Consider the following 19,666-nt stretch of genomic DNA (forward strand, 5'->3'; position numbering starts at 1 on the left):
CATATGACAAACAAGATTAGAGTTCTAATTGTAGACGACTCGGCGGTAGTTAGGCAAACCCTAAGTCAAATAATCTCCTCCGACCCTCATCTAGAGGTGATGGGAACAGCCTCCGATCCTTATTTTGCTGCCAAGAAAATTGCAGAAGAGGTTCCCGATGTTATTACCCTTGACGTGGAGATGCCCCGCATGGATGGTCTTACCTTCCTGAAAAAAATAATGACACAACACCCTATTCCTGTGGTTATTATTTCCAGCTTGACCGAGAAAGGTACCGAAACGGGAATGAAAGCGCTCGAACTAGGTGCTGTAGATATAATTACCAAACCACAGGTAAATACCAAAACCTTTTTTGAGGAGTCGCGCATTAGAATTTGTGATGCCGTTAAAGCTGCTGCGCATGCTCGAATTGCACGAAAGCGGATTAAGCTAGAGCCACATGTTGTTGAGCCTAAATACTCAGCCGATGCAGTGTTACCCCCCTCGTTGCCCAACATGAGTATGATTAAAACAACTGAGTATGTTGTGGCCGTTGGGGCATCAACCGGAGGTACTGAAGCTCTAACTACATTCCTCAAGGCGCTTCCTCTTGACTCGCCCGGGGTAATTATTGTTCAGCATATGCCCGAAAAGTTCACCACATCGTTTGCCGCAAGGCTAAACGAAATCTGCAAAATAACGGTTAAAGAGGCCGAGAATGGCGATTCGGTTATTCGTGGTAGAGCACTTATAGCCCCAGGTAACTTTCATATGCTATTGAAACGCAGCGGTGCCCGGTACTACGTCGAGATAAAGGATGGCCCTTTGGTAAATCGTCACCGGCCCTCGGTTGATGTACTTTTCCGGAGCACTGCTCGTTATGCTGGAGCCAATGCGGTAGGTGTTATCATGACCGGTATGGGCGACGATGGGGCAAAAGGAATGCTTGAGATGAAGCAGGCTGGTGCCAAAACCGTAGCGCAAGATGAGAGTTCATGCGTTGTTTTTGGTATGCCCAAGGAAGCCATTAAGCTAGGAGGGGTCGATAAGGTGCTCTCGCTCGAAGCAATTGCTCCGTTTGTGATTAAGAATCACTAGCATTATAAGCGCTTACCAAAGCGCTTTTTTTGCATTGTACCATTGCCATTTTTTTCTTATACTTGCTTTTTAATCATATCAACTGCCATTTTAGCTAATGGCATATGCAACAAACAGATTATGCAAACCTTATCCGATACTAAGCCCGATAAAGCAAAACCGATACAGCATAAATTACCGTTGCTATACAAATTTTTTTGCTGGTGCTCGGGTGCAAGGATTTACATTTTAAAGCAGTGCCCATCGGAGTATAACAAGTTTTATGGCATTGGCGTAATTGTATTTCTTACAGGTGTTATGGCCTCCCTATCTGGAGGTTATGCCATTTATACTGTGTTTCGAAAGTTTGAGATTGCCGTAGCTTTTGGTTTGCTCTGGGGATTCCTTATTTTTTCAATTGACTGGTACATAGTTGCAAGCTTAAGGAAGCAGCAAAGTAAGCTCAAAGAGTTCGGTATGGCTTTGCCCCGTTTTGTGTTGGCTGTAGTAATTGCCTTTGTGGTATCGATGCCACTCAAGCTTAAACTATTTGAGCGCGAAATTGAGCAGCAAATAGTTTTCGATCAGCAGCAAAGCAACATTAGGTATTCAGAACTGATATCCAAAGAGTTTGCAGATATCGAACGGCTCGAAAATCAGAATGAAGTCCTCCGCCAAGAGCTTACTCGAAAGGAAGATCAGCGAAACCAACTCTTCAATATGATAATTGCCGAGGCCGAAGGTATGAGCCCTACTCAAACTCCAGGTAAAGGCCCCGTTTACAGGGAGAAGAGGATGGAGTACGATAAGGTAGACTCGGAGCTAAGCCAGCTCAGGAGAATAAATAATCAAATAATAGAGCAAAATAATCAAAGCCTAACCTCCCTCCGTAAGCGGCGAGATGATGCTATGGCCAATGCCACTGTGGTAACCAAGCAATCCGATGGCTTTTTAGCTCGGCTACAAGCTATGAATTCGCTTACAAGCAGTAGTAGTAGCATTCAGTGGGCAAGCTGGTTTATAATTTTGCTCTTTATTACCATCGAGAGTGCACCCATAATTGTTAAGCTGCTTTCGGGCCGAGGCCCATACGACGACCTGCTGGAAGCCGAGGAGTACATTAAACAGGTTGAAATACGGCGAGATGTGGTGCAAGCAGAGCTTACTGAGGATCACCATATCGATCTTCATCGATTGTTGGAGAAGGAGCGTAACGATAAGCTATACGAGGTGGAGAAGGATCATATAAAGAATGAAGCTGAGGTGTTGAGCGAGATCAATAAGCTTAAAATAATACGGTGGAAGGAGGAAGAGATAGGTAAGCTACACGCAACAGAGCAGGAGGTCACGCAAACGCAGAGTGATGACGATGCAACCATTACCGACGAGGCTGCTAAACTTTTTGTTCCTGAAGAATCGCCCGAGTTGAAAGATATGCCCGATGATACCGATGATGATATAATGGCAGGAGTTAATGAGCTAAGTAAGGATAATCCTGAAGAAACCAACTCCCCAAAATTTAATTAAAAGCCTTTGTTCGCTAGTTTTTTGGCAACAGTTTAGTGATTATAACAAATAATATCTAATTTTAGTCAAATTTTTCCGACTATGCAGCATAATTACTCAAAGGGGTTTGTTATCCGAATTTCACTTATAACCTTTGTTATAGGCCTAGTTTTTTTAGTTGTATTAATGTTTGTGCAGGCCCTGATGCAAAACATAGCTTTTACTGGTGCAGGGATAGCTCAATTGCATAAACACTCACCCGTCTTCTATCTGCTAGATGCTTTACCTATAATTCTTGCTGTGGCATCGGTTTTTATAGCCAGATTTGTGTCCCGTGTACAGAATGAGGCCAAAGACTTTACAGAGAAAGAAACAACGCATCAGCGTAAGCTATACCGATTTGTTCAAAAGCTAAAAGAAGGTGATATTGAGGCTGATTTTTCTCCTGATGAGAATGATGTGCTGGGGAAGGCCATAGTAAATCTTCGCGATACCCTTAAGCAAAGCAAGGAAGAAGAGGCTGCTCGGAGAAAAGAGGACGAACAGCGCAGTTGGACTGCTGAGGGACTTGCCAAGTTTGGAGAGATTTTAAGAACTCAGAAAGATGATGTTGAAGAGCTTACATATCTAATCATAAGCAATTTGGTTAAGTATGTCGATGCCAATCAGGGTGGTTTTTACTTATTGGACGATACCGACCCCGGCGATAGGTTCTTTAACCTCACGGCCTGCTACGCCTACGAGCGCAGAAAGTATGCCGATAGTCGTGTAGATTGGGGCGAGGGGCTGGTAGGTGCCTGTGCACTGGAGAAGCAAACCACAGTCCTTAAAAAAGTTCCCGACTCATACCTCAAGATCACATCTGGCTTGGGCACAGCCAATCCAAAGAATATTGCCTTAATTCCCCTTAAGGTTAACGATGAGGTGCACGGTGTATTGGAGATAGCGTCGTTCCAGCCATTCGATCAGCATCGTATCGACTTTATTGAGAAGGTTGCTGAAAGTATTGCTTCCACCATATCAAATACAAAAATCAATATTCGTACTGCTAAGCTGCTAAAGGAATCGCAGGAGCAAGCCGAGATACTCCAAGCACAGGAAGAGCAGATGCGCCAGAATATGGAGGAGCTACAGGCAACCCAAGAGGAAGCTGCTCGTCAGGCCGAAAAGTTTATAAGCTTTACCAACTCGGTTAACCATACCCTGATTCGCGCCGAGTACGATGTGAATGGGGTATTACTTTACGCAAACACAAAGTTCTTAAACAAGCTCGAGTACTCTTCGAATTCTGAGGTTGAGGGTAAGCACATCTCCATGTTTATAAATAAAAAGGATAGGGTTTGGTTCGATGAGATTTGGGAAAGCCTAGCAAAGGGAGGTCACCATTTCGAGGGCGATATGAAGCATGTAACCAAGAGTGGAAAGGATCTTTGGACTATTGCAACCTACACCTGCGTGCGTAATCCCAATGGCGGAGTAGAAAAGATCCTGTTTTTGGCCATTGATACCACCGAGCAGAAAAACCAAAGCCTCGACTTTGAGGGGCAAATAGAGGCGCTTAACCGCTCTAGCATAAAGGCCGAGTACACCCCAACGGGCGATATCCTCGATGTGAACGAAAAATTCCAGCAAACCTTTGCCCTCACGTTGGCCGAAGCTAAAGCTAAGACTATTTTCGACCTATTCCATAATAACGATAGAAAGCAGATTGAGGGCATTTGGGACGACGTAACCCATGGCATACCTTTCGAGGGACAGGTAAAGATGCTCATGAAGGATAGCGTGGAGCGTTGGTTCCGAGGTACGTTTACGGCAGTTAACGATATGTATGGCGAGGTGGCCAAAGTAGTATTTATTGGCCATGATAATACCCGTGAGAAACTCATGGAGATTGAGACAATGGAGCAGACCGAGCAGCTTAAGCGCCAAGAGGAGATGCTTAGGCAGAATGAGGTGGAGCTAAACCGTAAACTCCGTGAGGCTAAGGAAGATATTAAGAATCAGTTCAAGGAGATAGAGCGCGTTAAGATTCGAACCGAGAAGACCCTCGAGGGCTTCCTCGATGCAATTATCACCACCGATCAGGATGGTATTGTACAGTTCTTCAATAAAGCAGCCGAGGAACTACTGGGTGTAACCAAGGACGAGATTCTTGGCCAAAGCATTCGTATCTTATTCCCCCCAGAGGCCTCTGATACTGACGAGTTCTTGGCTTCCTATCTCGACCCAGAGAAGCCCGCCATTGTTGGAGAAAGGCGTGAAATTTCTATTATCCGTAAGGATGGCGAGGAGCTAAACGTACTAATGCTGCTCACCGAAGCCAAGGTGGGGCGTGAGTTCACCATAACTGCTTTTATACAGAATATCTCTGTTGATTTATTCTAGCAATCCATTTGTTTAGCAAAACTCAATGCAGGTCAGCACCCTTAGCTGACCTGTATTTTTTTTATTTGTAGCAGATGGCACAAAATTTTTATATGCTTACCAAATTTAGCTACTTTTGTAAATACCAAGTATGGATTATAATTAATGCCAACTGTCAGCAATTTATTGATTTATGGAAAATTTTGTTGTTTCAGCACGTAAGTATCGACCCACCAGTTTTAAGAGTGTGATTGGCCAGCATTCGCTAACCACAACCCTTAAAAATGCTATTCAGCGCAAGCAGCTTGCTCAGGCCTACCTGTTTTGCGGCCCCCGTGGCGTGGGAAAAACAACGTGTGCCCGAATATTTGCCAAAACAATAAATTGCCTAAATCCAACTCCCGAGTTGGAGGCGTGTAATGAGTGTGAGAGTTGTAAGGCTTTTATCAATCAGCGATCGTTTAATATCCATGAACTCGATGCTGCCTCAAACAGTTCCGTTGATGGTATCCGTAAGCTTATAGAGCAGGTGCGTATACCACCTCAAATTGGTAAGTACAGCGTTTATATCATCGATGAGGTGCATATGCTATCGCAGGCAGCCTTCAATGCGTTTCTCAAGACACTAGAAGAGCCACCAGCTCACGCAATATTTATACTAGCTACCACCGAGAAGCATAAAATTCTACCTACCATCCTATCGCGTTGTCAAATCTACGATTTTAATAGGATTAAGGTAGAGGACACAGTGAAGTACCTCGAGTTTATTGCCAAGGAAGAGAATGTAACCTACGAGGTGGAAGGGCTAAATATTATAGCCCAAAAGGCCGATGGTGCCATGCGCGATGCGCTGTCCATTTTCGATCAAGTGGTTAGCTTTAGCGATAATAATATCACCTACCAAAAGGTAATTGAGAACCTGAACGTTCTCGATTTTCAGTATTACTTCACACTCACCGAAGATTTTTTGAAGGGTGATTTCGCCAATGCCCTCCGTACATTCGATGAGCTGCTCTCTAAGGGGTTCGATGTACAGCAGTTCACCTCAGGGATGAGCGATCATCTGCGGAACTTGTTGGTATGTAAAGACCCACAAACTGCGCAGATACTTGAGGTAGGCGCAGCCATTGCCGAGCGATACATCAAGTTTGCCACCGAATGCTCTGTGGAGTTCCTCATTAAAGCTCTCGATGTGGTGAACCAGGCCGATGTAACCTATCGGCAAAGTAGTAATCAGCGGCTTCATGTTGAGCTTATGCTGATTAGGTTGTGCGGACTTAATCAAGAAAAAAAAAAATAACCTCTACGAGTGGTTAGACGAGTATACCAACGAGCTTACCATTCTTACTGGTAGTACCGATGATACTCCAAAGGTAGTTGCAGAACCGAAACCTAAGCCAATTGCAAAACCATTACCCGAAAAGCCCATCCCGGTTTCAAGGGCTACCCCTAAGAGCATATCCATAAAAGATGCCTTGGAGGGTAAACCTATAGCAGCATCCTCAAATGAGGCTGATCAACCCCAGCCAATTATTGATGATGTTGAGGACGAAGATATTGATGTTGATATTCCCGCCGAAGAGGAGGTTCTCTTTAGTCAGGTGGATTTGGAACGCCATTGGCAGCAGTTTATTGAAAGTCACTTGCTGGGGAAGCCAAGATTTATTAGCTTGCTTACAACGTATCAGCCTGTACTGGCGAGTAATTTTCAGGTAAAAGTAGTGTTCGAGGCCCAGCTGCAGCTTGAAATGTTTGCCGAGGTTAAAAATGAATTAACTCATTTCCTTCGCTCGAAGCTCGGAAGTAAGGGGCTCGTAATCGAGGCAAGTTTTCAGAGCCAAGGCAATGGGAATGGTAACGGGAAAATTTATACCGTTGAGGATCGATTTAAGTTCTTGAGTCAGAAGAATCCTAAACTACTAAACCTGAAACAACAGTTGAATTTGGATTTTGACTAACGTTTTAATACCAAACATTTAATTATTTACATTGTTAATGTATACAGAAGTAATTATTAATAACCACTTAAAAATTAATCTACTATGCTAAATCAACGAGTTTACAATGCCATTAACGATCAGATTAATGCAGAGATTTGGTCGGGCTATATGTATCTTTCCATGTCGGCCTACTTCTCATCGGAAGGTTTGAATGGATTTGCCAACTGGATGAGAGTTCAGTGGCAAGAGGAGCTTTCGCACGCCATGAAGTTTTTCGATTATGTGGTGGAGCGGGGCGAAAGACCAATTCTGAAGCCCATTGATGCCGTTCCAGAGAAGTGGGATAGCGCTATGCATGCCATGGAGGAAACCCTTAAGCATGAGCAAAAGGTAACGTCGCTTATTAACAACATTATGGATGTTGCCATCGAGGAGAAGGACCATGCTACAAAGAGTATGCTTCAGTGGTTTATCGACGAGCAGGTTGAGGAGGAAGCAGGTGCACAAGAAATTATTGATAGCCTGAAGCTACTTGATGGCAAAGGCCATGGAATTTATATGCTTGATAAGGAGCTAAAAGCTCGCCAGTTTGTTGATGAAACTGCGGAGTAAAATCAGGTAGCGAGATCCATAAGTGCAAAGGGGGGCGAATATTTCGGCCCCCTTTATGTTTTTTATAGGTAATGATGCCTAAACCAGCAGACTTCCAATTTGATAGAAGGCAAATGATACCAGCCAAGCCAACGCGGTAGTATAGAAAATGGTGAAAGCTGCCCACTTCCAACTTCCCGATTCCTTTTTTATAGCTGCAATAACTGCTACACAGGGAAAGTAAATCAGAATAAAAAGCAGAAACGAGAAGGCACTCAGTGGAGTATAAACCTTTTGGCCCACCTTAGGGCCGCTGGTATGCACCTCATTTTTAAGGTTATGAATTAGCGTTTGGCTTGTCTCATCGGAGTCGCTACCCGCTTGTACCAACACCCCAAGCGTGCTAACCACAATCTCCTTGGCGGCAATACCCGAGAGTAGGCTAACTCCCATTTTCCAATCGAAACCTAATGGTCGAATAACAGGTTCGATGGTTTTACCTATTCTGCCCAGGTACGAGTTGGCTTGCCTTTCGGCAATCATAAGGTTTTCAATGCTTACTATCTCTGCTTCAAGGTCGTTAGTTGAATTTTCCTCATCAGCTATAGAGGTATGCCCTTCCAATTCACTTTTTATTTGCTCAATCTGCGATTGATAATCCTGGCTATACTCAACACCCTTTGGGTAGTACTCGAGTGCCCAAATTATTATAACGGCTATAAGTATTACGCCTCCCATTTTTTTAAGATACTGCGATGCCTTAAACCACATATGCCTAATGGTTGACTTTATGGTTGGAATTCGGTAGGGTGGGAGCTCCATCACAAAGGGAATATCCTCACCTTTGAATAGGGTTTTCTTAAATAGAATGGCCATGAGGATAGCCATGGTTATGCCTATAAGATATATAAGGAAAAGGAGTGAGCCCGCTTTTTCGGGGAAAAATGCACCCAGTATTAGGATGTATACAGGCAGCCGGGCACTACATGACATAAATGGATTTATGAGCATGGTAACCAGCCGGTTGTTCTTGTTCTCAATGGTTCGAGTAGCCATTATGGCGGGTACGTTGCACCCAAACCCCATAATAAGAGGTATGAATGATTTGCCGTGTAGGCCAATTTTGTGCATAAGCTTGTCCATTATAAACACGGCACGAGCCATATACCCAGTATCCTCAAGTATCGAAAGAAAAAAGAAGAGTAACAGAATGTTGGGCAGGAATACAATTACACTACCCACTCCGTTAATTATACCCCCAATGAGTAGATCTTTGAAAGCACCGCTTGGCATCACGTCACCTAGGAAGCCACTAAGTAGTGCTATGCCTTGGTCAATCCAGTCCATAGGGTAGGCACCCAGCTTGAATGTGGTGAAGAAGCTAAACCACATAAATAGCAGAAAGATGGGGAATCCAAAGAGCTTATGGGTAACAAAGGCATCGATGGTTTGCGTATTCTGCCTCTTCTTGTGCTTGTTTTCGGTATAGGTTTCCTTAAGTGCTCCAGCAATAAAGCCATACTTGGCATCGGTAATTAGCGTTTCGGAGTCTTCGTTGTAAATCTCCTCTAACCGCTTAATTTGAGCGTTGGCAACTTCACTAATCTCAACATACCCTCCCGATTTGCCCAGTATTCTATGGGCTTGCTTATCCTTTTCAAGCATCTTTATGGCAAGGTATCGCGATGAGTAGTGAAGATTCAGCTGCTTCTTTTCATGCTTTTTCAAGGGCACTTGAATGGCCTCGATGGCACGCTCAATATGTTCGCCGTAGTTAAGGTGAACATGCCTTAAGGTTTTGTCTTTATCAGTATAAACATTAATCACGGTATCAAACAATTCCTTAATTCCCTTGCCCTTGGAGCTAACAGTTGGCACCATTGGAATACCGATCATTCTGCCCAAATCCTTGTAGTTAAACTTATCGCCTTGGGCTTCCAACTCATCGTACATGTTAAGAGCTAGCACCACTTTTATATCCATATCGATAAGCTGGGTGGTGAGGTACATATTGCGCTCTAGGTTCGATGAGTCAACCACATTGATAACCACATCGGGTTTTTGCTCATGGATAAATCGCCGTACATAGAGTTCTTCAGGGGTGTACGCGCTTAACGAGTATGTACCGGGGAGGTCGGTTATGTTAAAGGTGTAGCCCTTATGCTTGAAGTGAGCCAGCTTGGAGTCGACTGTAACCCCGCTGTAGTTTCCCACATGCTCACGGGCTCCCGATGCATAGTTGAATAGGGTAGTTTTTCCGGAATTTGGATTGCCCACCAAGGCAATATTTACAATCTTGCTAACCTCTTTTGCTCCCGTTTCAGCAATCTCAATCTCATCGTGGTTATCGAGCGTTCCGTTGTAATTGCTTTTAATCAGTTTTTTAGCTTCCTCAGGGGTAACTACCTCTATTAGGTTGGCCTCACTTCGACGGAGCGAAACCTCGTATCCAAGTATCGAGTACTCAATTGGGTCTTTAAGCGGAGCATTTTTTATCACGGTAACTTTTTTACCCTTGATAAATCCCATTTCGATAATTCGCTTGCGGAATGCACCGCGTCCTCTTACTTTTGATATGATGGCGTACTCGCCGTTTTGTAGTTCGCTTAAAAGCATTCTTGTAACTTTATAAAGACTCAATATAAATAATCTGCAAACTTAGCATCTTTTATTAACTTTGGGTATCCCTAATAGTTGGTATTTTGTGCTAAACCAATACAATTTGTTTGGGTCAAACTAGCAAACTACAATTTTGCAATATTTCAATAAAAGTTTTATACTGTAAGCCATAAGAATAGGAGGAATACCTTGAAAGAAGAAGATAACATTTTGGCAAGGATACGTGAAATTTTGGGGGGTGAATCCACCAACTTTAGCATTCTTGAGCACCAGGTGGATATAAAAGTACAGATGGACTACTTTGAGTACTCAAAATCGAAGGATGGAGCCAACAACATAGAGGAAGTTCTTAGCAATGAGCATAAACTGTACGACGATGATGTACCGCTTGATGATAAAAAAGCATTGCTGGTGAACCTAGCTTCGATTGATCAACCCGAAGCATACCGGATTCTTGAACGCTACTCGGCCAAGGCTACCTCAGACCTCAGGGATTGGGCCATTATGGCCACTCAGGAGAGTCGAATGCTCCTTGAGACCCAGCTACTCGATGAGCAGCAGGTTTTCATTTCAACTGGGTTGGGTGGTAAAGCGGGAAAGCTCAGGTATTTTGTTGTTGTTTTTTCCTTAGATGAAGAACCCTTTACCTCATCGCAGCGTAAGCTCATAGAGGGTGAGTTTACCTATAGCCTAAAGCAGAGCGATGCTGAGGTAGAAAAGGTGGAGTTTTCCAAAAATTACGTAACCCTGCTAACCCTGATACCTCTGTCGGTTAAAGTGCGGTTGCCATTTCAGCTGGCCATCGACGAGTGCAACTCCCTTGGTAGGTTTATAAAAGATTCGTTTATCATAACCAACGTGAAGGAGCTAAATGATGCTGAGATTCAGGAGATCGTTCAAAATCCACCCCAACCCGAAGAAGAGCAATGAAAAAACCAGCACTGGTGGTGCTGGTTTTATATTTATTGTAGGTAAACTAGTTGTTGTCTAAGTCGTCGAAGCTGATATTTGAAAGTTCATTCTGCAATACCTCAACTTCTTGTTCTTCCGTAGGTTGTGTTGGCTTATTGTATTCTGGAGCCTCACCATTGTTGGCCTTAATGTAGTCAACAACCTCATTTAAGCCCTCGGCAAACTTCTCAAAATCTTCCTTGTATAGGAAAATCTTGTGCTTTTCGAAGAAAAACTTACCATCTTGTCCAAACCTTTTCTTGCTTTCGGTAATTGTTAAGTAGTAATCGTTCTGACGGGTAGCCTTTACATCAAAAAAATAGGTTCTTTTACCCGCTCTAACTACCTTAGAGAAAATATCATCTCGCTCGTTCCTATCAAGCCCATCGTGATTATTTAACTCATCCATCATTTCTATGTTTTTTAATGATTTAATATTGGATATTTACCGCTCAAAAATAAAAAAATATTTTTAGAACCATTATGATCATAGATATTTTTAAAAAATTGTTAATTTTTTTTAATCATTAGGCAGCAAATAATCGGTTTGGGTAAGCTCCATATATTCACTTGGCACAAGTTAACGGCGGTGTTGATGAGGGAGGGGGACGCCCTGCAGCTTAATCCCTTGCTTCGCGTGGCCAATAGTGTTCATTTTCGTTAAAACCTTGCAAATTCTAAAATTTTGAGCGTATCTTTGCACCTCAAATAGACTCAATATTTACATACGTTCTTAGATGATAAGCAGAAGATTACTTAGGATAAAGGCATTACATATTCTTTTTGCCTTTTTTAGGGGAGAAAACGATTCGTTGGCCAAGGCCGAAAAGGAGCTTTTCCATAGCATTAAAAAAGGGTACGATTTATACAACTACTTATTCTTGCTACTGCTCGAGATTCAAAGTTTTGCCCAGAAGCGAATTGAAATGTCCAGGCAAAAGCTCATGCCTACGCATGAAGACCTTAATCCTAATTTGCGCTTTGTCGAAAACCCCTACTTTACGCTTATTAGCGATAACGAATCAGTTCATGATTACCTATCGTACAATAAGCTTAGCTGGGTAAACTATCCAGAGCTTATAAAGAAGCTTTTCCAAAAGATATCGGCATCAGACTATTACCAAAAGTATATGGAGCTTCCCTCCGCTGACTTTGCAGACCATCGTCAGGTTTTGGTAAACATCTTAACCAAAGAACTTATCGATTTTGATGATTTCGTTCAGTGCCTCGAGGAGCAGAGCATTTATTGGAATGATGACCTCGATTTCATGATTGGTATGGTGGTAAAAACCCTTAAGAAGTTCGAACCCGATCAGGAATCATCAACTCCTGTATTTCCAATGTTTAAGAATGAGGATGATGAGGATTTTGCCAAGCGCTTGCTTCGCAAGGCAGTACTAAACCATGACGAGAATACACAGGTTATCGATCAGTACACCAAGAATTGGGATGTGGAGCGCATTGCCAGTATGGATATTCTGATTATGGAAATGGCCCTTACCGAGATAACCGACTTTCCATCGGTGCCAGTTAAGGTTAGCTTTAACGAGTACATTGAGATAAGTAAGTATTACAGTACCGACCAGAGTAGTACTTTTATTAATGGGGTGCTCGACAAAATTATTGCAGCCTACCGCTCCGAGGGAAAAATACAAAAGCAAGGTCGTGGGCTAGTGGGCGAAGAGGATATGTAGCAAATTTTATATTTATATTTGAATGCGAAAGCTTAGTAGTTCATATATCATATATATCGGTTTTTTACTCATTGTAATCGTGACATTGTCTTCATGTGGTGTAAGAGGGGAATCACAATCAGTGGATAGCGATTTGCCTGAGTATATCGACGATGGACGAGAAAAGCATGCCAGCATGGAGTTTGAAGCCGATTTTATTGACCTAGGAACCATTAAGCATGGCGAGGTAATTACCTATACCTTTCAATTCACCAACACAGGGAATGTACCCCTTGTAGTAAAGGATATTATTGCTGGTTGTGGTTGTACCAAAACCAAACTTAGTAAAGAGGTGGTAAAACCCAACGATAATGCAACCCTCGAAGTAGTTTTCGATAGCAGAGGGTGGTATGGCACGCAGTTTAAATCAGTTACCCTGGTTTCCAATGCAGTAACGCCAAAACGATCTGTAACACTGAAAGTTAATGTAGTAAAGTAGAATATCAATTTGAGTAATCTTTTAAAATCACAGTTATGACAAACACACTTTTCGTAATTCTTCAGGCAGGTGAGGGTAGCCCTTACATGTCATTCATTATGCTTGCCCTAATCATTGTAGTTTTCTACATGTTCATGATTCGTCCACAGATGAAGCGTCAGAAGGAGCTTAGGAAGTTCCAGGAGGCTCTTAATAAAGGCGACAAGGTAATTGTTGCCGGTGGTGTTTTTGGCAAGGTTGCCGATGTTAAAGACGACCACATTGTTGTTGAAATTTCTGACAATGTTAAGATTAAGGTCATTAAGAGTACCGTTTTGCGCGATTCGTCCGATTTGCAGCAGAAGTAGGATTTTTTTATACCTTTACAGAGTTCAAAACGTTTCTTATGGAACGGCTTTGAACTCTGTTTTTTTATAAACTTTACCCTGTAGCCATATGGATTACACTACCGCTAAGCGATTTCTACAGGTTATCACCCAGCGTAATGTTAACCTCAATATCAGGTTAGCATTATTTACCTTTTTTGTGGCTGTGGCATCCATACTTTGGTACTTAAACAAGCTAACCTACGAGTACACAACCGAGATAACATTTCCACTTAGGGTAGAAAATATGCCAAGGGGAAAAGTGCTGGTAGGAGAGCCGCCCCGAAGAATAACGCTTCAGGTAAAGGCCTATGGCTACACCCTACTTCGCTACAAGTTGGGCTCATCATTATCGCCAATAGTAATCGACCTAGAACAAGCACCGTTGCTATCACTAAATGGCTCCAATACTAAAAGCTATCTGCTTACCAATGCGCTTCGTAATTCTATTGCTAATCAGCTGCAGGGTGAACTCCAACTTGGTGTTATTGCTACCGATTCGCTCCACTTCGAGTTCACCACTATGGAGCAGAAAAAGGTAAAGGTTACCCCGGTGCTAAACTACACCCTTGAGCGTCAACATATGTTTACTGGCCCCATACGGGTGAGCCCCGATAGCATCACCATTAGTGGGCCAGGAACGCTCATCGACACCATAAATACCATCAAAACAAGGCCATTAAGAATCGATAGATTATCGACTAATCACTCATCCTCAGTATTGTTGAGCGAAATGCAACAGGTTGGCTTCTCGCATCGTAGGGTAAATATTACCATTCCCGTTGAGAAATTTACCGAAGCAAACCTTTCCAAATCGATAGAGGTTAAGAATTTGCCCGACACCCTCAGGCTTATTCTATTGCCTCGCATTGTTAACCTTAAATGTAATGTCCTTATCAGCTCCTATGGTAACTTGTTTGAGGAGGATCTGGTGAGGCCTTTTGTTGATTTTAGCAATTCCCAAGATGGGACAGGCAACAAGTTAAGGATTCAGGTTGAGAGCGATCCCTTTGTGGTTCGGGTGGTTGACATTGAACCCAAGTATGTTGATTTTATAATAGAACGAATCTGATGCTTAGGGTAGGTATAACGGGCGGAATTGGTAGTGGCAAGTCCACTGTTTGCCAAATTGTAGAGGCAATGGGGTACCCCGTTTACTCTGCCGACCATTGGGCACGTGAGCTTACCAATACAAATCCTACCATTGTTGATGGTGTTAAGCAGCTATTTGGTGAAAATGTATACACTAATAATGAGCTTAACAGGAAGCAAGTAGGGCAGATGGTATTTGCAGACAAGCTACTACTTCAGCAGCTCAACGCCATCATTCACCCTGTTGTAGCCAATCATTTTGAGCAGTGGGTGCGAGCCCGCTCGCGCCATAGGTTGGTATTTAAGGAGGCTGCCATACTGTTCGAGAGTGGTGCGTATAAACAGGTTGACAAAACCGTTGCCGTATGGGCTCCCGATGAGCTCCGCGTTCAAAGGGTTGTGAATCGAGATGGTATTACCCCAGGGGAGGTTAGGCAGCGAATGGCTAACCAAATGCAGCAAGATGAGCTGGTAAAACGTGCCGATTTTGTGATTAACAACGTTGACAATGAGTTGCTCACAACGCAGCTGGTCCGTTTAATAGATAATTTACTAAGACTATAATTTTTTGACGATTTATGGCTAAGTACGGAAAATGGATTGCCGGAGGTTTGGGCTGGGCCTTTCTTGGGCCCATTGGTGGAATTATTGGCTTTGCCCTAGGCTCACTTTTTGAAAGTTCAGAACAAACAGTTTATACTGGGCAAACCAGTCGCAACAGCTTTTTGGTAAGCCTAATAGTGCTGGTTGCCGAGGTGATGCGGGCCGATGGAAAGGTGGTTCGCGCCGAGCTAGAGTATGTAAAGCAGTACTTTCTAAAGAGTTTTGGCGAGTCGGCCTCAAAGGAAGCTTTGATGCTTTTACGTGATATTCTTAAAAAAGAGGTTCCACTTAAGGATGTATGCCATCAGGTGCGCGATAATATGGACTACCCCTCGCGGTTGCAGCTGCTGCATCTACTCTTTGGAATTTCCAATGCCGACGGTATACTTCATCCTAATGAGATAAATGTTATAACAAACATTGCATCATGGATAGGTGTTTCAACTGCCGATTTTGAGTCCATAAAGTCAATGTTTTTCGACTCCATGGAGTCGTGCTACAAGGTACTTGAGGTTTCGCCTAGCGCAACTAATGACGAGATAAAAAAGGCCTACCGCAGCATGGCCCTAAAGTTCCATCCCGACAAGGTGGGCTACCTGGGTGAGGACATCCGTAAAACTGCCGAGGAGAAGTTCCAAAAGGTGAACGAAGCCTACGAGAAGATTAAGAAGGAGAGGGGGTTTGTGTAGTATAAAGTTTAAAGTTTAAAGTCATAAGTCAAAAGTCAAAAGTTAAAAGTTTTAAGATTAAGGTTAATATTCAGAACGCAAAACGCAAAACGCAGAACGCAGAACGCAAAACGCAGAACCTCGTTATCTCAGCAAAAAAACGCTTCGATTCCGAGACACGGCGCTAAACGCAAAACATATATCACAAAATTTCTCTGTATGTCCACACTAAAACCCAAAATCCGCATAGAGTTCGAGAAAACAATCTCGGCTATCAATCCCAACGATTTGCTTAAGCAAAGGCTTATAACCAAGGATATGGGCTTTTATCAGCGAACGCTTAGCCACAAAATAGCAGAACGTATCGATATAAACTCCATTGCCGATAATGATACCCTTATCGTTCGATACGGAATTGATGGTAATAGACAGGTAGATGTGAGTCAGCTGAATCCAGCCATTGCTGCTGTAATTGGTGCGCTTGCCGAGGGGATTTTTCCAAGTAATTATAAGAATGCAAACAAATAGCTATGTATATATTAGGTAGATTATCGTCTTCACTCGTAGTACTTGCATTTATCCTTTCATCTTCCTGCGTTCAGAAGCCAAATCCCGACTCATTGGTTAGTAGCCCCGACTCATTAAAGGTTGCTGTAGACTATGCAAATGGTTTTTCAATCAATAGGCTTTCCCAAGGTTTTGAATTGACCGTTACCAACCCATGGCAAGATGCAAAGGGAATAAGCTATAAATACTTGCTTACATCCTACGGAAAAGTGAGCCCCAAGGGATATTCTGAGGTTATCCCAATTCCAGTAAAGAGTGTTGTATGCCTATCCACTACCCATATCGCATTTATCGATAGGCTTAATATGGCATCATCAGTGGTTGGTGTTTCGGGTACCAATTTTGTTACCAGCAAGAGAGTTCAAGAACGCATAGAGAGTGGTTTGGTTCGCGACGTTGGGTACGAGCAGGCCCTAAATTACGAGCTGCTGGTAAGCCTAAAACCCGATGTGGTGCTGGCCTATGGAGTGGGAGCCGAGATGGCAGGTTACCTACAAAAGCTAAAGGATTTAAATATACCTGTTGTTTTTGTGGGCGATTACCTGGAGGAGAGCCCTCTGGGTAAAACCGAGTGGCTAAAAGCTTTTGGTTTACTTTTCGATGATTTGCCAAAGGCTGATAGTATTTTTAATCGGATAGCATTTGAATATAACTCCGTTATGGGCTATTTGCCTAAAGATCAGAAGAACCCAACAGTTTTTCTGAATTTACCGTGGAAAGATGTTTGGTACTTTCCCGGTGGGCAAGGTTATATGGCCAATCTTATTGCCGATGCAGGTGGAAACTACAGCCTATCGCACCTCAAGGGCAATAGTAGTTACCCTTTTAGTATCGAGAATGCTTTAGAGTACGCCATAACTTCCGATATTTGGCTAAATACTGGGATGGCAAACTCGCTGAGTGAGGTTGCTAATGAGCTCCCCATAGCTAAGAGCCTACCCATTTTGGCAGAGGGAAGGGTTTTTAACAATAACAACAGGGTAAACCCTACTGGTGGCAACGATTTTTGGGAATCGGGCGTGGTCAATCCACATATCATCCTAAAGGATTTAATCAAAATTTTTCACCCCAATCATATTCAGCATGAATTGGTTTACTACAAACCGTTACAATGATTAAAAGTAGTGGCAAACTGATGAAATCAAAAAATCTGCTAATTTTTGGCGGACTGGTTTTGCTGCTACTCGCTTTCTTTGTGTTCGATCTTCTACTTGGTTCTGTTTCCATACCTTGGGTTGATGTGGTGAAATCGCTTTTTGGCCAGTCCGATAACGAGATTTGGACTACCATTGTACGCGATTTTCGTTTGCCAAAATCTGTTACCGCGGTGTTAGCCGGAGCTGCCCTGTCGGTGAGTGGCTTGCAAATGCAAACCACATTTCGAAATCCCCTTGCAGGCCCCTACGTGCTGGGCATTAGCGCCGGTGCTAGCCTTGGTGTAGCCATTATGGTTTTGGGGATAGCATCGGTAGGGGCATCAAGCCTAACAGGCTTGGCAACCAGCTTTAGCTTGGCCGGAGCAGCCATTGCAGGCGCAATGCTGGTACTACTGGTTGTGCTTGCCGTCTCGGTTAGGGTAAAGGATATTATGACTATCCTAATACTTGGGATGATGTTTGGCTCGGGCGCATCGGCATTGGTGAGCGTGCTACAGTTCTTCAGTAGCGAGTCTATGCTTAAGGCTTTTGTTATATGGACCATGGGGAGTCTTAGCTCCGTGGCGGGTATGCAGCTTCAGGTGTTTGCCATAATAATTAGCGTGGGACTGGTGCTAAGTATTATCTCCATTAGGATGTTAAATGTTATGCTTCTGGGCGATGCTTATGCCAAGGGCGTTGGCTTGAACCTAACCATTACGCGTGTGCTAATTTTCTCATCAACAAGTTTGCTGGCAGGTGGTGTTACCGCTTTCTGCGGGCCAATTGGGTTTATTGGTATTGCAGTACCCCACGTGGCCCGAATGGTATTCCGAACGGCCAATCATAGTGTGCTTATCCCTGGTGTTATGCTGCTGGGCAGTATAGCCATGCTATTTGCCGATATCGTTTCGCAGCTTCCGGGGTTTGAGGTAACACTTCCCATCAATTCTGTTACTGCCTTGTTGGGCATTCCCATTGTAGTTTATGTGGTGATTAAAAACCAAAGGTTTGCAGGAGTGTAGTATGGAGCACAGCAGTATATCGATATCAATTAAAGATGTGGAGTTGGGCTATAGTCCTAACAATCCGCTGCTGCCCAAGTTCTCTGCCGATGCACACCTAGGTGAACTTATTGCGCTGGTGGGGCGAAACGGAATTGGTAAATCGACCCTCTTGCGCTCAGTTGTTGGACTGCAGACTCCCCTAAGTGGCGAAATTCTGGTTGAGGGCAAACGGTCAACATCACTAGTCCGTAAGCAACGGGCCAAGGCGCTTAGCTATGTGCCAGCTGAGCCTGTGAGGGTTGCTAACCTTTACATTCGCGATTTTGTGGCTGTGGGCCGTTTTCCGCATCTGAGCTGGTCGCGGGCATTATCGCCAACCGATTGGGAAATGGTAGATTATGCCCTGAAGCTCGTAGGTATTGAGCATCTTGCCCATAGGGATATCACTACCGTGAGCGATGGTGAACGCCAACGGGCAATGATTGCCTTTGCCCTTGCGCAGGATACTCGCATCATCATTCTCGACGAGCCCACCGCTTTCCTCGATCTGCCCAATAAGTTCGAGATGGTGCGCTTGCTATCGCATTTGGCTCATACCAAGGGTAAAACAATAATTTACTCCACGCATGACTTACAGGGAGCAATTCATGAAGCCGATACCATTTGGATGATGCTTTGCTCAGGATTTGCCGCTGGTGCTCCCGAGGATTTAGCGTTGAGCAACAGTTTTCAGCACTTACTAGCCGATACGCAGGTGGTGTTCGATGGCGAGTTGGGGCTATTCCGCAATCGTCGTGAGCCTGGCAAATCGGTTGCCCTTGAGGGGCAAGGAAGCGTGCGCCTGTGGACAGCTCGAATGCTCGAACGCATTGGTTTTAGCACCGACAACTCTGAGCTAGCTCGCTTTAAGGTCACATGCATTGCTGAAAATAGCATTCACTACTGGCTACTAACCGAGAACCAAAATTTGGTTTTTAAAACCAGTAGCCTTGGTGAGTTGGCAAAAAAAATGAGGGCCATTTAGACCCT

The 19,666-nt window shown here is 43.6% G+C and carries 19 protein-coding genes and 1 pseudogene; 17 read left to right on the forward strand and 3 right to left on the reverse strand.

All coding sequences use genetic code 11. From position 1 onward, the window contains the following. The first annotated feature begins 3 nt into the window (after positions 1-3). The 4 genes and pseudogenes from G8O23_RS05880 to G8O23_RS05895 form a co-directional block, all read left to right on the forward strand. Entirely contained in the window at positions 4-1,077 is a 1,074-nt protein-coding gene (locus G8O23_RS05880; protein WP_166362751.1) for a protein-glutamate methylesterase/protein-glutamine glutaminase, read from the forward strand. 120 nt (positions 1,078-1,197) lie between these two features. Further along, positions 1,198-2,583: a DUF4407 domain-containing protein gene (locus G8O23_RS05885; RefSeq protein ID WP_166362753.1), complete on the forward strand. Its 1,386-nt coding sequence runs from the start codon at positions 1,198-1,200 to the stop codon at positions 2,581-2,583. A gap of 81 nt (positions 2,584-2,664) precedes the next feature. Further along, entirely contained in the window at positions 2,665-4,947 is a 2,283-nt protein-coding gene (locus tag G8O23_RS05890; RefSeq protein WP_166362755.1) for a PAS domain S-box protein, read from the forward strand. A gap of 172 nt (positions 4,948-5,119) precedes the next feature. Then, a pseudogene (locus G8O23_RS05895) lies at positions 5,120-6,214 on the forward strand (DNA polymerase III subunit gamma/tau); the annotation flags it as partial. Positions 6,215-6,229: 15 nt separating this feature from the next. Here G8O23_RS05895 and G8O23_RS05900 read toward each other — a convergent pair. Next, positions 6,230-6,391, reverse strand: a complete 162-nt coding sequence (locus G8O23_RS05900; RefSeq protein WP_166362759.1) for a hypothetical protein — start codon at positions 6,389-6,391, stop codon at positions 6,230-6,232. Positions 6,392-6,401: 10 nt separating this feature from the next. Here G8O23_RS05900 and G8O23_RS05905 point away from each other — a divergent pair, with 10 nt between their 5' ends. Together G8O23_RS05905 and G8O23_RS05910 are read left to right on the forward strand one after the other, a co-directional pair. Continuing rightward, the gene (locus tag G8O23_RS05905; RefSeq protein ID WP_166362761.1) at positions 6,402-6,884 is read left to right on the forward strand and encodes a hypothetical protein; all 483 of its coding nucleotides are present in this window, start codon (positions 6,402-6,404) and stop codon (positions 6,882-6,884) included. Between the two features lie 84 nt (positions 6,885-6,968). Then, positions 6,969-7,478, forward strand: a complete 510-nt coding sequence (locus G8O23_RS05910) for a ferritin (RefSeq protein WP_166362763.1) — start codon at positions 6,969-6,971, stop codon at positions 7,476-7,478. 78 nt (positions 7,479-7,556) lie between these two features. Here the strand turns inward: G8O23_RS05910 and feoB are convergent, their stop codons facing one another. Continuing rightward, entirely contained in the window at positions 7,557-10,073 is a 2,517-nt protein-coding gene (gene feoB, locus G8O23_RS05915) for a ferrous iron transport protein B (RefSeq protein WP_166362765.1), read from the reverse strand. Positions 10,074-10,265: 192 nt separating this feature from the next. On the opposite strand from feoB, the gene G8O23_RS05920 reads away from it, so the two are divergent. Continuing rightward, positions 10,266-11,006: a hypothetical protein gene (locus tag G8O23_RS05920; protein WP_166362767.1), complete on the forward strand. Its 741-nt coding sequence runs from the start codon at positions 10,266-10,268 to the stop codon at positions 11,004-11,006. A 46-nt stretch (positions 11,007-11,052) separates the two neighbouring features. Here the strand turns inward: G8O23_RS05920 and G8O23_RS05925 are convergent, their stop codons facing one another. After that, a complete protein-coding gene (locus tag G8O23_RS05925) occupies positions 11,053-11,439 on the reverse strand; it encodes a DUF3276 family protein (protein ID WP_317168993.1) in 387 nt (128 codons plus the stop codon). A gap of 325 nt (positions 11,440-11,764) precedes the next feature. On the opposite strand from G8O23_RS05925, the gene nusB reads away from it, so the two are divergent. The 10 genes from nusB (at position 11,765) to G8O23_RS05975 (ending at position 19,661) form a co-directional block, all read left to right on the forward strand. Further along, the gene (gene nusB, locus G8O23_RS05930) at positions 11,765-12,721 is read left to right on the forward strand and encodes a transcription antitermination factor NusB (RefSeq protein WP_166362769.1); all 957 of its coding nucleotides are present in this window, start codon (positions 11,765-11,767) and stop codon (positions 12,719-12,721) included. Between the two features lie 121 nt (positions 12,722-12,842). Then, positions 12,843-13,199, forward strand: coding sequence for a DUF1573 domain-containing protein (locus tag G8O23_RS05935; RefSeq protein ID WP_166362771.1), 357 nt, complete (start codon positions 12,843-12,845; stop codon positions 13,197-13,199). Positions 13,200-13,234: 35 nt separating this feature from the next. Beyond that, entirely contained in the window at positions 13,235-13,546 is a 312-nt protein-coding gene (gene yajC, locus G8O23_RS05940; RefSeq protein WP_166362773.1) for a preprotein translocase subunit YajC, read from the forward strand. An 88-nt stretch (positions 13,547-13,634) separates the two neighbouring features. Further along, positions 13,635-14,636, forward strand: a complete 1,002-nt coding sequence (locus G8O23_RS05945) for a YbbR-like domain-containing protein (RefSeq protein WP_166362775.1) — start codon at positions 13,635-13,637, stop codon at positions 14,634-14,636. Further along, positions 14,636-15,220, forward strand: coding sequence for a dephospho-CoA kinase (coaE, locus tag G8O23_RS05950; protein ID WP_166362777.1), 585 nt, complete (start codon positions 14,636-14,638; stop codon positions 15,218-15,220). Before G8O23_RS05945 ends, coaE begins: the two co-directional genes overlap by 1 nt. A 14-nt stretch (positions 15,221-15,234) precedes the next feature. Next, the gene (locus G8O23_RS05955; protein ID WP_166362779.1) at positions 15,235-15,948 is read left to right on the forward strand and encodes a TerB family tellurite resistance protein; all 714 of its coding nucleotides are present in this window, start codon (positions 15,235-15,237) and stop codon (positions 15,946-15,948) included. Positions 15,949-16,146: 198 nt separating this feature from the next. Continuing rightward, the gene (locus G8O23_RS05960) at positions 16,147-16,455 is read left to right on the forward strand and encodes a hypothetical protein (RefSeq protein WP_166362781.1); all 309 of its coding nucleotides are present in this window, start codon (positions 16,147-16,149) and stop codon (positions 16,453-16,455) included. 2 nt (positions 16,456-16,457) lie between these two features. After that, the gene (locus tag G8O23_RS05965; protein WP_166362783.1) at positions 16,458-17,609 is read left to right on the forward strand and encodes an ABC transporter substrate-binding protein; all 1,152 of its coding nucleotides are present in this window, start codon (positions 16,458-16,460) and stop codon (positions 17,607-17,609) included. Positions 17,610-17,629: 20 nt separating this feature from the next. Beyond that, a complete protein-coding gene (locus G8O23_RS05970) occupies positions 17,630-18,655 on the forward strand; it encodes a FecCD family ABC transporter permease (RefSeq protein WP_166362785.1) in 1,026 nt (341 codons plus the stop codon). Between the two features lies 1 nt (position 18,656). Beyond that, entirely contained in the window at positions 18,657-19,661 is a 1,005-nt protein-coding gene (locus G8O23_RS05975) for an ABC transporter ATP-binding protein (RefSeq protein ID WP_166362787.1), read from the forward strand. Positions 19,662-19,666 lie beyond the last annotated feature (5 nt).

The sequence above is a fragment of the Perlabentimonas gracilis genome (assembly GCF_011174675.1).
Classification (GTDB): Bacteria; Bacteroidota; Bacteroidia; order Bacteroidales; family Tenuifilaceae; genus Perlabentimonas; species Perlabentimonas gracilis.

Coding starts and splice junctions, on each gene's coding strand:
- G8O23_RS05925 (WP_317168993.1), bottom strand. CDS start 11,439: ATGATGGATGAGTTAAATAATCACGATGGGCTTGATAGGAACGAGCGA.
- G8O23_RS05945 (WP_166362775.1), top strand. CDS start 13,635: ATGGATTACACTACCGCTAAGCGATTTCTACAGGTTATCACCCAGCGT.
- G8O23_RS05975 (WP_166362787.1), top strand. CDS start 18,657: ATGGAGCACAGCAGTATATCGATATCAATTAAAGATGTGGAGTTGGGC.
- yajC (WP_166362773.1), top strand. CDS start 13,235: ATGACAAACACACTTTTCGTAATTCTTCAGGCAGGTGAGGGTAGCCCT.
- feoB (WP_166362765.1), bottom strand. CDS start 10,073: ATGCTTTTAAGCGAACTACAAAACGGCGAGTACGCCATCATATCAAAA.
- nusB (WP_166362769.1), top strand. CDS start 11,765: ATGATAAGCAGAAGATTACTTAGGATAAAGGCATTACATATTCTTTTT.
- coaE (WP_166362777.1), top strand. CDS start 14,636: ATGCTTAGGGTAGGTATAACGGGCGGAATTGGTAGTGGCAAGTCCACT.
- G8O23_RS05900 (WP_166362759.1), bottom strand. CDS start 6,391: ATGGATATGCTCTTAGGGGTAGCCCTTGAAACCGGGATGGGCTTTTCG.
- G8O23_RS05885 (WP_166362753.1), top strand. CDS start 1,198: ATGCAAACCTTATCCGATACTAAGCCCGATAAAGCAAAACCGATACAG.
- G8O23_RS05960 (WP_166362781.1), top strand. CDS start 16,147: ATGTCCACACTAAAACCCAAAATCCGCATAGAGTTCGAGAAAACAATC.
- G8O23_RS05970 (WP_166362785.1), top strand. CDS start 17,630: ATGAAATCAAAAAATCTGCTAATTTTTGGCGGACTGGTTTTGCTGCTA.
- G8O23_RS05965 (WP_166362783.1), top strand. CDS start 16,458: ATGTATATATTAGGTAGATTATCGTCTTCACTCGTAGTACTTGCATTT.
- G8O23_RS05890 (WP_166362755.1), top strand. CDS start 2,665: ATGCAGCATAATTACTCAAAGGGGTTTGTTATCCGAATTTCACTTATA.
- G8O23_RS05880 (WP_166362751.1), top strand. CDS start 4: ATGACAAACAAGATTAGAGTTCTAATTGTAGACGACTCGGCGGTAGTT.
- G8O23_RS05910 (WP_166362763.1), top strand. CDS start 6,969: ATGCTAAATCAACGAGTTTACAATGCCATTAACGATCAGATTAATGCA.
- G8O23_RS05955 (WP_166362779.1), top strand. CDS start 15,235: ATGGCTAAGTACGGAAAATGGATTGCCGGAGGTTTGGGCTGGGCCTTT.